This is a genomic window from Apibacter sp. HY039, assembly GCF_004023655.1.
GTDB lineage: Bacteria > Bacteroidota > Bacteroidia > Flavobacteriales > Weeksellaceae > Apibacter > Apibacter raozihei.
In genome coordinates this window covers 1-14,707 of the sequence record NZ_SAYM01000008.1, presented here as the reverse complement: position 1 = coordinate 14,707, position 14,707 = coordinate 1, and the positions used below count along the sequence as shown (strand labels likewise).

Annotated in this window: 12 protein-coding genes; 4 read left to right on the top strand and 8 right to left on the bottom strand. The window is 30.0% G+C overall.

The annotated features are described in order from the left end of the window. Positions 1–117 precede the first annotated feature (117 nt). Positions 118–1,611: a hypothetical protein gene (locus EQ921_RS13090; RefSeq protein ID WP_128331973.1), complete on the bottom strand. Its 1,494-nt coding sequence runs from the start codon at positions 1,609–1,611 to the stop codon at positions 118–120. A gap of 171 nt (positions 1,612–1,782) precedes the next feature. After that, positions 1,783–3,912 (bottom strand): carboxy terminal-processing peptidase, encoded by a 2,130-nt coding sequence (locus tag EQ921_RS13085; RefSeq protein ID WP_128152361.1) that lies wholly within the window; start codon positions 3,910–3,912, stop codon positions 1,783–1,785. Between the two features lie 103 nt (positions 3,913–4,015). Here EQ921_RS13085 and surE point away from each other — a divergent pair, with 103 nt between their 5' ends. The 3 genes from surE to EQ921_RS13070 all read left to right on the top strand — a co-directional run bounded on the left by surE (position 4,016) and on the right by EQ921_RS13070 (position 7,281). Further along, positions 4,016–4,789: a 5'/3'-nucleotidase SurE gene (gene surE / locus EQ921_RS13080; RefSeq protein ID WP_128331972.1), complete on the top strand. Its 774-nt coding sequence runs from the start codon at positions 4,016–4,018 to the stop codon at positions 4,787–4,789. A gap of 150 nt (positions 4,790–4,939) precedes the next feature. Beyond that, positions 4,940–6,637 carry an amino acid permease gene (locus tag EQ921_RS13075; RefSeq protein WP_128152357.1) on the top strand — a complete coding sequence of 566 codons (1,698 nt, stop codon included), beginning with the start codon at positions 4,940–4,942 and terminating at the stop codon, positions 6,635–6,637. A gap of 401 nt (positions 6,638–7,038) precedes the next feature. After that, positions 7,039–7,281 (top strand): hypothetical protein, encoded by a 243-nt coding sequence (locus EQ921_RS13070; RefSeq protein WP_128152355.1) that lies wholly within the window; start codon positions 7,039–7,041, stop codon positions 7,279–7,281. 97 nt (positions 7,282–7,378) lie between these two features. On the opposite strand, the gene EQ921_RS13065 is transcribed toward EQ921_RS13070, so the two are convergent. The 4 genes from EQ921_RS13065 to EQ921_RS13050 form a co-directional block, all read right to left on the bottom strand. Beyond that, entirely contained in the window at positions 7,379–8,446 is a 1,068-nt protein-coding gene (locus EQ921_RS13065; RefSeq protein WP_128331971.1) for an ABC transporter substrate-binding protein, read from the bottom strand. Between the two features lie 87 nt (positions 8,447–8,533). Beyond that, positions 8,534–9,109 carry a hypothetical protein gene (locus tag EQ921_RS13060; RefSeq protein WP_128331970.1) on the bottom strand — a complete coding sequence of 192 codons (576 nt, stop codon included), beginning with the start codon at positions 9,107–9,109 and terminating at the stop codon, positions 8,534–8,536. Positions 9,110–9,218: 109 nt separating this feature from the next. Then, positions 9,219–9,641 carry a hypothetical protein gene (locus EQ921_RS13055; RefSeq protein ID WP_128331969.1) on the bottom strand — a complete coding sequence of 141 codons (423 nt, stop codon included), beginning with the start codon at positions 9,639–9,641 and terminating at the stop codon, positions 9,219–9,221. Beyond that, positions 9,638–10,282, bottom strand: coding sequence for a hypothetical protein (locus EQ921_RS13050; protein ID WP_128152347.1), 645 nt, complete (start codon positions 10,280–10,282; stop codon positions 9,638–9,640). Before EQ921_RS13050 ends, EQ921_RS13055 begins: the two co-directional genes overlap by 4 nt. Before the next feature lie 545 nt (positions 10,283–10,827). Between EQ921_RS13050 and EQ921_RS13045 the strand changes: the two genes are divergently transcribed. Continuing rightward, the gene (locus EQ921_RS13045) at positions 10,828–11,892 is read left to right on the top strand and encodes a hypothetical protein (RefSeq protein ID WP_128331968.1); all 1,065 of its coding nucleotides are present in this window, start codon (positions 10,828–10,830) and stop codon (positions 11,890–11,892) included. 273 nt (positions 11,893–12,165) lie between these two features. On the opposite strand, the gene EQ921_RS13040 is transcribed toward EQ921_RS13045, so the two are convergent. Both EQ921_RS13040 and EQ921_RS13035 read right to left on the bottom strand, forming a co-directional pair. Further along, positions 12,166–13,341, bottom strand: a complete 1,176-nt coding sequence (locus EQ921_RS13040) for a hypothetical protein (RefSeq protein WP_128331967.1) — start codon at positions 13,339–13,341, stop codon at positions 12,166–12,168. An 87-nt stretch (positions 13,342–13,428) separates the two neighbouring features. After that, positions 13,429–14,658, bottom strand: coding sequence for a hypothetical protein (locus EQ921_RS13035; protein ID WP_128331966.1), 1,230 nt, complete (start codon positions 14,656–14,658; stop codon positions 13,429–13,431). Between the last annotated feature and the right edge of the window lie 49 nt (positions 14,659–14,707).

The following is a 14,707-nucleotide window of genomic DNA, read 5'->3' as shown; positions in this document are numbered from 1 at the left end:
GTATAAAATTACAATTTATTTTATTCAAAGGAGTTATTTTATACTTTTATTTAGGTCGTACAGGCAATTCTTAACAATTTTGGAAAATATATGGTGATGAGAATTCTTAAACTATTTTTATTCAGCCATTCGTTTATATAGATAATAATCTCTTCCTGAAGGTTTTAATTTATATATTTTGTCTAAAATATAATTATCGGAATGCGAAACGGATGAGATATGAAATTCTTTAATTAATTTGTATTGTGATGATACAGCAGAATCTATTCTGCCTTTAAACATAGGCTTGTTATCTTCCAGAATATAATCCGGCTTTAGCTTCCTAAGAATAGTCTGATCCACATTAGGATCTCCTTTTTTAAATTCCTCAGATACTCTTTTGTCGACCAATCCTACATAATCTATTGCTTTAAGTTTAGAAAAATAAGGAATATAGCCGGCTGGCTCTAAATAAATTGTTTTTGTTTTGTCTGGTTCAATACTATCAATATAAAGTCCTACTTTTCTATTATAATTCCATTCTCCGTGACCGGTAGCAATGGAATGTACGGCTTGATATGAAGCCATGGGAATGAAAAATATTATTAAATACGACAGGGTTTTAAATGTCGTGGGTTGATAAACGAAAATTATGATAATCGGTATGAATATAAATATTTGAGGATTCCAGTAATACCAGTCGAACCAACTGTTAGCAAAGCCAAAAACCAATATACGAACCACTGCGTAAGTATATAATATGTATAAAACAAAAAGTTGCTGTTTAGTTATCTTTTTTGAAATTCTTACCAGACACAGCAAAGACAGAACCAATGTGATAATGAATACAAAATTAAATTGAGATATTGAAGACGGAATTTTAATTACTGAGAAAAAATTCGTGTTTTTAAGCATTTCATCGATTCTGATACCTATACCATCTACCGGTTTTGCATAGGCTAATTTTTTTGCAACAATTGTATTATTTATTATTTCATGAAAATAAAAATAATTAAATCCTACTATGCTGATTATACTTAAAACTCCACCTAAAATAAAGTAATAATTTATTTTCTTATATTTAACTAGATCAAAAATAAAAGTGATCAACATAAACAAAGCCGCATCTAAACGAGTCCATAGTATTAATAAGGGGAATAAAACAAAAGCCCAATTCTTTCTATTTACTAATGCATATTTTAAAAATAAAGTGTATAAAAAGAAAAGAAGTCCAAACTCCATGCCTATTGTAGATATTTTTAATGCCGGAGGTAAAAAATTAACAAAAAGTATAAAAAGTATTTTAGATTTATCTTCCTTTAATAAAAGATCCGATAGAATTTTGGTTCCGAATGTAAATACTATATTATTGAATATCAATAATGGATAGATGAAATTATCTGAAAAAATATATTTGAATATAACACTGACTAATACGTATAAATGAGTAGTAGATGCCGATATTCTTTCAGCTCCGTTATATCCGTATACCCCATAATCCAATATGTTTTGGGCCACTCTCCAGGTAATAAATGCATCTTCCTGAATGTGTCGGGTCAATAAAAACAGTAATTTGAAAATGATTATGGCTATAGTGCATAATAAAACACTATTCTTTATTTTGTTGTACATGCTCGCTTAGTAAAAGACAAAAGTATTATTATTTATTAAAAGTACAAAACTCACTCGTTTATAAGAACATATATTTTACATTAAAAAAAGAATTAACGGGAATATATATGTAAAAAACGCCTGTTTAAACTTATTTAAACAGGCGTTTGTATGGATAAAATACTTATATCGTTATTTTGATTTTATCATGTCATTCAGGACATTAACAGATTCTTTCAGATTAAAATCTTTTTTCATGCCTTTATACCAGTCTTCTCTTTTTGCTTTTAAAACCGTATCGGATTTAAATTTGACCAACTCATACGTAGGTGCTTCCACTTTCAATTTAGCATCAAAAGTAGTTTCTTTTTCATATTTTTTCCCTTGCTCTCTTCTCTTATTCATTTCCGTCATGAATTTTTCATATTGCAAAGGTATTTTTTCAATTTTATCTAATTCCTGAGTCCATTTTCCAGCAGACTCAATCGAAGCTATATATGAATTACCTTTTAACCTTTCATTACTTCTGGCTTTTAAATACTCATAGTTTATTTTAGGAGTTCCCTGCCATTCTGTATATTTCGTAGCTGTAATCTGATCCCAAGGTAAGGCATAAGGTTGCGATTTTTCAAAAATATCCGAATAGGACATCAATCCGGGTATTACAATATCTGAATTAACACCTTTAAGCTGGGTAGAACTACCTGTAATTCTATAGAATTTTTGAATGGTAACTTTTAAAGCTCCGTATTTGTCATCGGCTAGGCTAAACCGGTCTAAAGGAAATATGGTTTGAACTGTCCCTTTACCGTAAGTTTGAACCGGCCCGACAATTATGGCTCTTTTATAATCCTGCATAGCACCCGCAAGGATTTCTGAAGCTGAAGCAGAAATCTCGTTAGTCATCATAACTAAAGGTCCGTCCCAGACAACATCTTTTTCTTTGCTATCCAATACCTTTATCTTACCGTTTGAATCTTTTATTTGTACTACAGGACCATTTCCTACAAAAAGACCGGTAATATCTACAACTTCTGATAAAGATCCTCCACCATTACTTCTAACATCCATAATCAGACCTTTGATATTTTGTTTTTTTAATTCGTTGATTTCTCTTTTAATATCATCTGAACAGTCTCTTCCTTTAGAGTTGTTTTCTAAGTTGACATAAAATTCAGGTAAATATAAAATTCCGTATTTATTGCCGCTTTCATCGGTAATAACAGCACTTCTAACAAAAGTTTCCTGTATTTCTATTTCTTCACGTACGAGGGAAATTATTTTAGTTGTACCGTCTTTTTTCTCAACGGTTAAAACTACAGTAGTTCCTTCTTCCCCTCTTATTAAACGAATTGCATCGTCCAGCAACATTCCTACTACGCTTACCGGATTCCCTTTTTTTCCTTGTTGGACTTTTATAATCTTATCTCCGGACTCAATCTGTTTAGATTTCCAAGCAGGCCCTCCTATAACCAGGTCTTTGATTGTCGGATATCCTTTATTATCCTGTAAAGTGGCTCCAATTCCTATGATTTTACCACTCATAGTAGTGTTGAAGTTATCTTTATCTTTTGGAGAAAAGTAAGTCGTATGCAAATCAAATACTTCTGTATAGGAATTTACGAATATTGAAAATAAATCAGATTTTTTTCTCAGTTTAATCTGGCGAAAATATTCAGTAAGATTCTCCTTAATTTTTTTAGTAGCATCAGCTTTGATTTCATCCTGAGTTTTTACCTTTTTTATTGCACCGGTAAGAGAATCTTTTATCTCTTTATTCTGAGAGATGCTATCTTTATTTTTTTGAGAGTTAAACATTTCCTGAAGAATGCTGTACTTTATATAATTTTTCCAGTACGCTTTAGCCTGTGACTGGTCTGCGGGAAACTCTCTTTTCTTTTCGTCTGTTATATAATAATCATCTTCTGTAAATGTAATAGGAGCATTAAATATTTCATTTACATATCCTTCGGTTTCATTAATTCTTTTATAAAGACGATCAATAGTTAAATGAAAAAAAGAAACATCCGTATTAATGAACATATCGCTCATTTTATTCTGATATTTGTTAAACTCATTAATATCCGATTTTAAAAAATATCGTTTAAATGGATCCAAGTCTTCCATGTATTTTTTGAAAACATCTTTCGAGTATTCTTCGTTAAGGGATTTAGGCGCATAACTTGTATATAAAAGAGTTTCTTTGACTCTTTTAAAAATTTCCTTTTCCCTGTCGTCCTGAGATGAAGAATTGAAACAAAATACGAGAAGGCTCATGGAACATAGGGACAGAAATATCCAAGTTTTTCTTAAATTTAACATCTTGAAATCTTTTTAGGAATTAAAAAAAATAAGCTCAAAGGTAAGATTATTTTTAATATAAAAATCTTAGTTTTGCTTTAATTTGAAAAAAACAAAAAAATAAATGAAAAAGCCTTTAATCTTAGTTACGAACGATGATGGAATAACCGCTCCGGGGATACGAGAGTTAATTGATATCATGAACGGAATCGGCGAAGTTTATGTGGTAGCACCCGATAAACCACAAAGTGGTATGGGACATGCTGTAACTATACATTCTACATTAAGAGTTGAAAAAATAATTATAGATAAAGGACCACAAAAAGAATGGGCTTGTAGCGGAACTCCGGTCGACTGTGTAAAACTGGCGATGGATCAATTGCTTCCCAGAAAACCCGATTTATGTGTTTCCGGTATCAACCACGGTTCCAATTCTTCTATTAATGTTATTTATTCCGGAACCATGTCTGCTGCTATTGAAGGCGGAATTGAAGGAATACCTTCGGTAGGTTTCTCACTTTGTGATTTTTCATACAGTGCTGATTTCAAATCTTCCAGAAAGTATATCGAACTCATAGTTAAAAACGTACTTGATAGTCCTATGCCTGAAGGAGTGGTATTAAATGTCAATATTCCAAAGGCTGAAGAAAAAGAACTTAAAGGAATAAAAATTTGTCGTCAGGCAAATGCTCTTTGGGAAGAGGAATTTGATAAGCGTATCGACCCTAAAGGTAAAACTTATTATTGGATGACCGGTAAATGGGTAAATCATGATAAAGGTGATGATACTGATGAATGGGCATTGGATAATAATTATATCAGTATTGTTCCCGTTAGATTTGATTTAACTGCATATCATGCTTTAGAAAAAATCAAACAATGGAATTTTATCATCTAAGCTAGCATATTTTTAATTTTTTATATCAATTAACTAAAAATTATATCTCATTTTTCACTTAGGTGTAAAATGTATTAAATTCTGTTAATAATTACGAATCAGAATTATTTTTTTTTATAATTTAGCCACCGTTTAAAAAATTACATACATATGCTATTTAAGAGAAAACCTATTGAACATATTATTGATGAAACAGGTTCTAAATCAAGTTTAAAAAGAACGCTGGGAGCCACAGCTTTAATTGCTTTAGGCGTTGGTGCTGTAGTAGGAGCCGGATTATTTTCCGTAACCGGAAAGGCTGCCGGCGATTATGCAGGACCCGGCATTATGATTTCCTTTATTCTGGCAGCCATCGGCTGTGCATTTGCCGGCCTTTGTTATGCAGAATTTGCATCTATGATTCCGGTAGCCGGAAGTGCTTATACGTATTCTTATGCTACCATGGGAGAATTTATTGCCTGGATTATCGGCTGGGATCTGGTGCTTGAATATTCGGTAGCTTCTGCTGCGGTAGCTTCTAGCTGGACAGGATATTTTAACCAGTTTTTTCTAAGCTTTAATATTCATCTGCCTCCTGAATTGCTAAAAACTCCTTTTGAAAGTGTAACACTTGCTAATGGTGATGTTGTTCAGGGAATCATCAATCTCCCTGCAGCCGTCATAGTTTGTCTGATGTCTTTAATATTAATGCGTGGAACCAAAGGTTCTGCTTTATTCAATAATTTTATTGTTATATTAAAAGTTGCTATTGTACTTATATTTATAGCCTTAGGCTTTCAATATGTTAAACCTGAAAATTTAAGTCCTATTGTTCCTCCGAATACTACAGGTACATTTGGAGAATTCGGATGGTCGGGTGTTTTCAGAGCCGCAGGACTCATGTTTTTTGCCTACATTGGTTTTGATGCTGTTTCCACAGCTGCACAGGAAGCTAAAAATCCCAAAAAAAATATGCCTATCGGTATCTTGGGTTCTTTATTAATTTGTACTATATTATACGTAACGTTTGCTTATGTAATGACAGGTGTTGTTAATTACACGGAATTTGGAAAAAATGCAAATTCAGATTCTTTGGCTCCTGTGGTCACTGCTATCAGACACATGGGCACAATAGGCGCTGACGGAACAATTATTCCGGCATATCCCTGGTTAAATGTTTTTATAGTGGCTTCGGTACTTTTGGGTTATTCCTCCATTATTCTGGTAATGCTTTTAGGACAAAGCCGTGTTTTCTTTTCTATGAGTCAGGATGGATTAATACCTAAAATGTTTTCCGATGTACATCCTGAATATAAAACTCCAATGAAATCCAACACCATCTTTATGATTTTTATAAGTATATGTGCTGCTTTTATACCCGGAGATGTGATTAGTGAAATGACCAGTATCGGTACACTATTCGCTTTTGTTCTAGTTTGTATTGGAGTTGTCGTGTTGCGTAAAAAAAATCCGGATGCTCCCCGCGGATTTAAAACCCCTTGGGTTCCATTAGTACCTATTCTGGGTGTTCTATCTTGTCTGGGACTGATGGTTTCTTTACCGTTAGACACCTGGATCAGATTGGTTATATGGATGATTATCGGTCTTGACGTATATTTGTGGTACGGAATCGTTAAAAGTAAAATGGCGGTTAACGATACACTTTCTGACAGAGCTCAAAGCTATAGAATAACTTCAATTACAGGTCTGGTTCTTTGTTTTATATTAGGAGGCCTTACGTATGCTCACCACATTTGGGGTGATGGTAAAGATTTTATCCTTGTTTATTCATCAGCCATCCTTTGTATTTTGAATTTTTTCCTTTACATTTACTATATTCTTAAAGCCAAAGCTTTGGTTAAAAATTAATGAATAAGTATGGGAGTTGTTATTGGAATATGCATTTTTGCTATTTTGGGACTGATTTTATTTTTTTTTCTTGATAGCAAAAAATAATTTAGAGATTTAGTTTATTTATTTTTAAATATACTTTAAGAAAGTAATTAAAATAGTAATTAAGTTAATTATAGTTAAACTATTTAGACTTTTTTATGATTTATTTTAATTACTTTCTTTATTTTTTGTTAATTCTGTTAAATATCAAAAAATAATAATTGTACTTATCAAAAATAAAACACTATCAATCAATCAATTATACAATTTTAACTTTCTTATTATCTATACCGACATCTAAATCTATGGTATAATTATTGTTTTTACATAGAAGTAATAAATTATTTTTAACCTTAATAGATCAAATGATGAGCACCATGGACATAAGTAAAATAGACAATGAGATCAGTGTTTTTAAAAAAGCAATTGTAGAGTTCGCAGAAACGATAAAAAACGAGATACAGCTTAATAAATTTATTGAAGAATCCAGAAGTTATATACAATTTCTAATCACATATTACCTTCGTTTAGGACGTTTAGAATCCGTCAATGAACAAATCAACAGTCTCGATTTAGCACTTTTGGATGAAGTAGAAAGAATTAATAAACGAATAAAATAATATAATAACATATTATAAAAAACCATTTTCCTTAAAAGGAAAATGGTTTTTTTTTATCTAAATATCATCCGAATTAAATTAAAACGCAGTAAGACAGCTATTCCAGTTTTTTAATATATTCAAATTGATACTCAGGGATTAATTGAGGATGTAAGATTTTAATAATATCAGCTAGTATTCTATCAGCATATATAGTTCCTGATTCGTAATAATCATTTGCTTTTAACTTATTTTCTCTTTTGTTAAAAATATATATTTGATTATTTTTATAAGCATCAAACCATTCGTAATTTGAATTAGAGGCCAGCATTTCTTTTTTTGTAGAATAATTACTGGCTCCTATCCAATAATCTGCATTTTTTGCTTTACTGAAAACTTCTTCAAAACTTAACGGAATACTGCCCGAGTCGGAATTATCTTTCCAAATATAATCAGCACCTGCATCTTTAAAAAGCTCGGCTATAAAACTTTTGCCTCCTGCCATATACCAGGTGTCTCCATACATCATTCCCGTTAAAACCGAAGCCTTTTTATCTTGTATTTCTACCTTATTTTTTAACGTTATATAATTATTCTTTATTTTATTATACAAACTATCAGCTTTAGCCGACTCAGAATATAATCTTCCAAAAAGTTTAAGATATTCTGTCTTTCCCAAAGGATGCAATTCCAGATATTCTTCAATATAAATTACTTTAATTCCCTGCTTTTTAAGCTGGTTTAAAACCTTCTCATAGGAATGATTGTGAGTGGTAAAAATAATATCGGGACGTATAGCCATAATTTTTTCAAAGTTTAAACCGGCATCATTTCCTATATCCTGTATTTTACGATTTACAATTCCGGCATTTATTTCAGTATTATAAAAATAGTGGGGAGAGCATACTCCCGCAATAGTATGAAGTTTTCCTAATGCCTGAATATAGGCAGAGGCCGATGTATGGGTAATAACACATTTAGTAAGCTTAAAATTTACCGGCAGTAATACTTTTTCACCTGCTGAGTAAATTTCAATCTGATCATTTTTATCCTGAATTGAATAATTTTTTGCATATTCATTTTTTTGATTCTCAGAAATATGATTATTCGACTTTTTACAGGAAAAAAATGTAAAAGCTATTATTAGTGCCAGAAATTTATACTTAAAGTTTATCGTATTCGTCATGTGATTTTATTTAAAATTCAAAAATACATCAATTTTAATTAGCTTATAAAAACGGATGTTTTGTTTTTTACTAGTTTTAAAAAAATATCAGTTCAGCTTATTTTTTATTTTAATTTTAATAAATATATTATTTCCTTTATTTTTACTACTATCTCTGTCTCTGTTTTTGTCCCTTTTAGCTTCTCTTCCTCTGTCTCTGTTCTTATCTCTCTTTAAATCTCTGCTTCTATCCCTGTTTTTATCACGGTTATTGTCTATATTTTTGCCTCGATTGGCATCCCGGTTATTGTCTACATTCGTCGTTTTACTTGTATCCAGATTCAAAGTTCCATTTTCTGCAGTTGTTTCCTGCTCCATTTCACTCTGCGGTTTATCAGATGTTATGGAAACAGGTTTCGTTATAAATATTGAATCTTTTTGCTGAAAAGGATAACTTGTATCCGATTTTTCTATACAGGTTTCCGGTTGTTGTTCTTTTATGGTGATGGATGTTGAATCAATTTGTATACTATTACCTTCTGAATAGCTTAACTGAATTTTGAAGTTTTTCAAACCCGATGAATTATTGTCGGAATTGGTTTTAGTTTTTGTTGCTTGTGCATATAAAATACTATTAATGCTAAGGAAAATCATGCTTAAATACATGCATGCAAAGTTTTTCATGATAATTATTTTTATCACAAATATAAAGTGAGTATTCCCTAATTTTTTTTTCTAAAAATTTACTACTCAATAAAAATAAACAAAAACCTAATCTTCATGCATTTATAAACTAAAATGCTAAAGATTTTGCCCAAACATACCAGTCGATAGCCACCCACTGACCCGAATCTCCCCTGTACCAGATCGTATAGTTATTCTCTTCGTCTTTTTCCCAGGTTACTTCTTTAATCGGCACAGGCTTTTCCCTGTCTTTTCCTTTAAAAATATTATATAATCCTATTCTGAATTCATTAATTAATACGATATCGTTTAATAAGAAATCTTCTTCTTCTATAGGCTTATATTTATGTTTTATTTGTTCGAGTGACCAGTCTTTTACTTCTTCAACATTAATATATTTATGCTGCAACTTATTTTTCCCCCTGGTTTTATTCTCCTTTTCCTTCTTTTTATTGTTGTTGAAAACAGAAACCCGGTGTTCCCGACAGCCTAAAACTATAATTACGAATAAACAAACATATAAAGCTTTCATAAAAAATAAAATATGGTGTTTACTAAATCACTGTTTAATTGAATCAACACATAATCAATATGTCGAAGACGCAATTGTTCTCCGATATTTATAATACTATAATAATCCGATTTAAATCCCGGATTCAAGCTATAATCTGTTTGATAAGATTCAGAACGAGGTAGTTTAAGATTACTTATATTTCCCAGTGTACGACCAAACATATGCGCTACAGGCAACTGCTGGTATTTAACGCCATTTCTTACCCTAGTTACAATTTTAGTATCTTCCGTATCCAGATTAATCACCCGTGTATTCCAGTCTATAGAACTTTTTTCAAAACCGCCGGGCGCTATTTTTTTTACATTAACAAACCAATGGGGATTATCAGACACCCATTTTATATCGAAATTAACGACAAAAATAGTATCTTTATGTCTCTTAGCAAAATCAGATTTACCTTTAACCTTTAATTTATAAAATCCCCCCCATTTTTTCCAAACAATATTGTCTATTAATTCATGAAATTTTCGTTTTTCTTTCATGGTCCAAGGTGATAAATCACTTAGCCAATTATATTGCCATCTTTCCTGCACCAGAATACTTTTCTTACCTTCATCTACGAAGATATCCATCCTTTCTGTTTTCTTACTAATAGACATAATTAAAAATTAAATAATAAATAAAAACCACACAAATATACTAATTTTATCTTTTAAAAAACTAAAAAAAAGATTTATAAAAATTTAAATGAGATAAATTGTTTAATTATCATTACAATTTTTGGTATTTAATAAATATTTTTTAATAAAAAATCAATCTGACTAACTCATTAAAAGAATAAAGAACAACATAACCTAAATAAAACATTCAAAATAATATAATTTTTTTTTATTATAAAAAAAAACAATAAAATTTAAAATTATATTAATTTTTATATATGTACTTGTTTTTTTATAGATATTAAAAAAATATTGTTACTTTTGCTCATTATTATTTTTCATCAAAATAGAATTAATTTGTTTATTATTTATATTTAAAAATTATTTTATTTATAATATTTATGCATTTGTTTTTACAAACAAAACATTATATGTAATAATGTTATAATTAATATTTAAGATATATTATAGAAAAATTACAATCATTCATATTTTTGAAATAATATTCGATTATTAATTTTATCAACATATATAATTTAATATTTATGAAAAAAAAGATCATTATTATCACAATGTCACTTTGCTTTAATTTATTTTTTGGTCAAGTAGGGATTGGAACATCCAATCCAGATTCTTCAGCTCTTTTGGATATCAGTTCTAGTAATAAAGGAATGCTGATTCCTCGTATTGCACTAACTTCTAATACAGACCAAAGTATTGTCGGAGGCAACGCTGCAACCGGCTTAATGGTTTATAACACAGGAAGTAATACAGGGTTTCCTATTGAAGGATTTTTTTTCTGGAACGGTGCTTCCTGGAAAAAACTTGATGATAGTGAAATAATAACACCTTCTATTAGTGACCTGCAATGTACAAGTGCAAATCTAACACCCATGGAACTTACCAGCGGAACACCTTATACAGGTACCTTATCCGTTCCCTATATAGGTGGTAATGGAGGTTCTTACAACACTGGTAGCCGCCTGGGCCCTGTAAACGGCTTATATTATACTCTACAGGAAGGTAAATTAGCTATAGGAAATGGAGAAATTAAATATTTAGTAGAGGGTACCCCGACTATTACATCTCCCACCACTATGGACTTAAATATTTCATTTTTAAATAAAAGCTGTAAGGCTACTATTGGGGGAACAAATAAAATACAGACTATCAAATATGCACGTACCAATGTATCACCCATTGATGCTAATACACCTACCAATTCTGTAACTAGTATTGGAAATATAAGAGTTAGATATAAAGCCGTAACTCCCTCAGCTTCAAACATCGAATTTTCTCCTACCGTTGCAACACATGTTAGTTTTATATATCATAAAGCTGGTGCTGGTGGTATCAATTTAGAGAATTATGGTCAAACAGCTTCTGTTCCTGGAATTTGGTACAGCTTTGAAAAATTAAGCAGTTCTTCAGGAAATGCTACAGCCGATTTAAATGCTCAAAACAGAGACGTAGGATATGCTATAATTGTTCTGCATAATACCAAAGAGGTATACAGAGTTAGTATTAATGCTAATGGAGATATTGCTTCCAGTGGTGGAGTTCCTGCTGTTACCTCCGGAGTTACTTTGTTTGTTGAACAATTGGAATAATAATACAATTATTTTACTATAATTTACGCTTAATTAATCTCTTGCCTCTAATTGCTTTTTTGATTAGAGGCTTTTTTAGTAAACATATTTTGACTTGTTATAAGAATAAGATTGGTTTAAGAACTCACAATCATCAAATTCAATTTCTTTATTTTAATGCTATAGCATAATTTTCTAAAAAAATTTATAAATTTCGCTCGCAATAGCAGGTTCTTGTCTTTTTACTTTCTCTCCGTTCTACTTATAAATGATGGTTTCTGATATTGCACTCTATTAATCTGGGGAACCTACTCCATCAAATTCTTCCGCATATTCAATTAAACTTTTCAAATGAGGTAAATTGTAATAGTTATTTAAAACAAATTCTTTTTTTAGTTTTTCCCAGTCTTCTTCTGAACTATTATAAAAATAAGAACCTAGCATATTCCACCTTCCTCGATTAGTGGTTCCTAAAAAACTATATTTTCTAAATAATTGATCGTAGGTATTGGCAGCATAAGCAAATATTTTATACTTTTCTTTTTCATTAAATATTGACGTTTCTTTATCATTATATGGATTAAATAAAAAATAAGTATATCTATATAAAGCTTCAATATAATCAGTTTTTTGTTCTGTTGTTGTTTCCTCAATATATTTTAATATATCCTCCCGTATTTCTAAATTACCCTTACAATCTTTAACAAAAACATTATTTTTAACAAAATCGCCGGCTTTGGAATAGTTTTTTTCCATGACCCATTTTAATAACTTTTGATCATTTGTATATCCAAAAGTGGTCACTAATGATTCCATAAAATATTCATCATTAGAGATTAACCAGGCAAATTGACTTTGATCATCGTTAAATAAATATTTATTGCGAGATATTAATAATTGTTGATTGAAACGTCTTTGATTCGATAAATCTTTTACTTCTCTCCATAACTTAAGATTAATTTTATAGTCATCTTTAACAAAAGATTTATTTATTTTATCTTCTACTAATGCTGTTTTAGGGTAATCTTTTTGATAATCAATTAACTGGGGGAGTAATAATATAGGAAAAATAATTTGTTTATTGGGTATAACACATATTTGTGCAGATGGAAAATCAAAAATATCATGATTAAGTTTAGTATTTATATTACATTTACCTTCAAGAGTATTGATATAAAAAGGATTTATTTGTTTTGCACCAAAAATCTTTGTTATTTTCTCATTAAATTCATCCTGATTAGCTTTATAGCCATTATTGTCTAATATTTTTCTGATTACAGTAGATTCTACATTAACATCTTCTTCGGTAAATATATAGCCTGTAGGAATATCTGTAACCTCATTTTCTGCCGAAGCACCATATTCTAATTGTTTACTCAGTATTTTTTCAATATTGACTTTCTCTTGTCCTTGACTAAAAAATAAGGACAAAGTGAAAAAATACACTAATATAAATAAACAAATTTTCATTTTGAATATGTTTTTGAAGTACCTAACTTTATAACTACATTCTGCTCTAACAACGCCAGTAAGATAACCTTTAGTGATTAATTTCTACTAATCTGGATCTGCAGGTTCCCAAGGGCATGGAGTTATTGCTAATTCCGCTTTTAAATTGGGTAATCCATAATATTTTTGACTTATGATATAGTCTTTTAACTTATCATCTTCTGCACAAAGATTCTCTAAAATAGTACTTGGATCCCAAGTTGCTTTTCCTTCATGTTTTACTATATATCTATGATATAATGGTGCATAGGTATTAAGTATATAAGCTACTATTTTCTTTCTTTCTTCTAATGTAAATTGTTTTCTGTATTCATAATCTTTATATGCATTAGAATACATATAGTAACCTATTTGATTTAAAGCACTTAACCAATCATTATTATTTTCGGAAGTATTATTAGATAACGTTTTTAATAAACCTTCTCGTATATGCATTTTACCTGTACAATCTTTATTAAAAAATAAATCTTCATAAACACTAATATCTCTTCTTTTTTCTATATATAATGTATAGACATATTCCAGAACAAATTGATTTATTTTATCGTCCTTATCATATCCAAAATCTCTAACAAGACTTATTAAAAATTCTTGATCATTATTCAGCAACCATGGTAATTGACTCTTATCATCATTAAATAAATATTTATTGCGAGAAATAAGCAATTGTTGATTATTTCGTCTTTCTTGAGATAAGTTTTTATCATCTTTCCATCTTGATACCTCTATATCTCCATCAGCGGTATTAATTGTGTATGGTTTTTCTTCATACTTTGAAACCTCAGGATATATTTTCTGATAATCTAATACACTTGGCAAAGAATAAAAAACCGTAATAAAATTATTATTTTTTACTACATAGATATAATCCAATCCTGTATAAAAGGGTTGATAATCCATTCCCTTATCACATTTATCATTTTTATAAATTTTTAAATAAGAATTTTTAGATTGATTATCAATAATCCTCCCAAAAATAGTTTTAATTTTTTGATTAAAAATATCTATTTCTGGAGTTTTATATCCATTATTTTTTAAAATAGTATCTTCTATTGATACCAACGCATCTAAGTCTTTTTTAGTGTAAAGTTCGTCATCAACCCAATATTCCGGACCTGGACCTGATTTAATTTGTTTAATCAGTATATTCTTTATTTCAGATGTTTCCATTTTTTTCTCTGTTGTTTTTACGTTAATCAATCTGTCTACTTTTTTTTCCTGACAATTGGTTAATGAAAAAGTAGTGATTGTGCTTATGAGTACTAATTTTGTTTTCATACTTTTATTTTATCTTGAACTTTCCCCTTTATTGGTATCTTGTGTTTTT

Bases quoted from the DNA above. Each gene is read 5' to 3' on its own strand.
- EQ921_RS13090 (WP_128331973.1), bottom strand. From the start codon at position 1,611: ATGTACAACAAAATAAAGAATAGTGTTTTATTATGCACTATAGCCATA.
- EQ921_RS13085 (WP_128152361.1), bottom strand. From the start codon at position 3,912: ATGTTAAATTTAAGAAAAACTTGGATATTTCTGTCCCTATGTTCCATG.
- surE (WP_128331972.1), top strand. From the start codon at position 4,016: ATGAAAAAGCCTTTAATCTTAGTTACGAACGATGATGGAATAACCGCT.
- EQ921_RS13075 (WP_128152357.1), top strand. From the start codon at position 4,940: ATGCTATTTAAGAGAAAACCTATTGAACATATTATTGATGAAACAGGT.
- EQ921_RS13070 (WP_128152355.1), top strand. From the start codon at position 7,039: ATGGACATAAGTAAAATAGACAATGAGATCAGTGTTTTTAAAAAAGCA.
- EQ921_RS13065 (WP_128331971.1), bottom strand. From the start codon at position 8,446: ATGACGAATACGATAAACTTTAAGTATAAATTTCTGGCACTAATAATA.
- EQ921_RS13060 (WP_128331970.1), bottom strand. From the start codon at position 9,109: ATGAAAAACTTTGCATGCATGTATTTAAGCATGATTTTCCTTAGCATT.
- EQ921_RS13055 (WP_128331969.1), bottom strand. From the start codon at position 9,641: ATGAAAGCTTTATATGTTTGTTTATTCGTAATTATAGTTTTAGGCTGT.
- EQ921_RS13050 (WP_128152347.1), bottom strand. From the start codon at position 10,282: ATGTCTATTAGTAAGAAAACAGAAAGGATGGATATCTTCGTAGATGAA.
- EQ921_RS13045 (WP_128331968.1), top strand. From the start codon at position 10,828: ATGAAAAAAAAGATCATTATTATCACAATGTCACTTTGCTTTAATTTA.
- EQ921_RS13040 (WP_128331967.1), bottom strand. From the start codon at position 13,341: ATGAAAATTTGTTTATTTATATTAGTGTATTTTTTCACTTTGTCCTTA.
- EQ921_RS13035 (WP_128331966.1), bottom strand. From the start codon at position 14,658: ATGAAAACAAAATTAGTACTCATAAGCACAATCACTACTTTTTCATTA.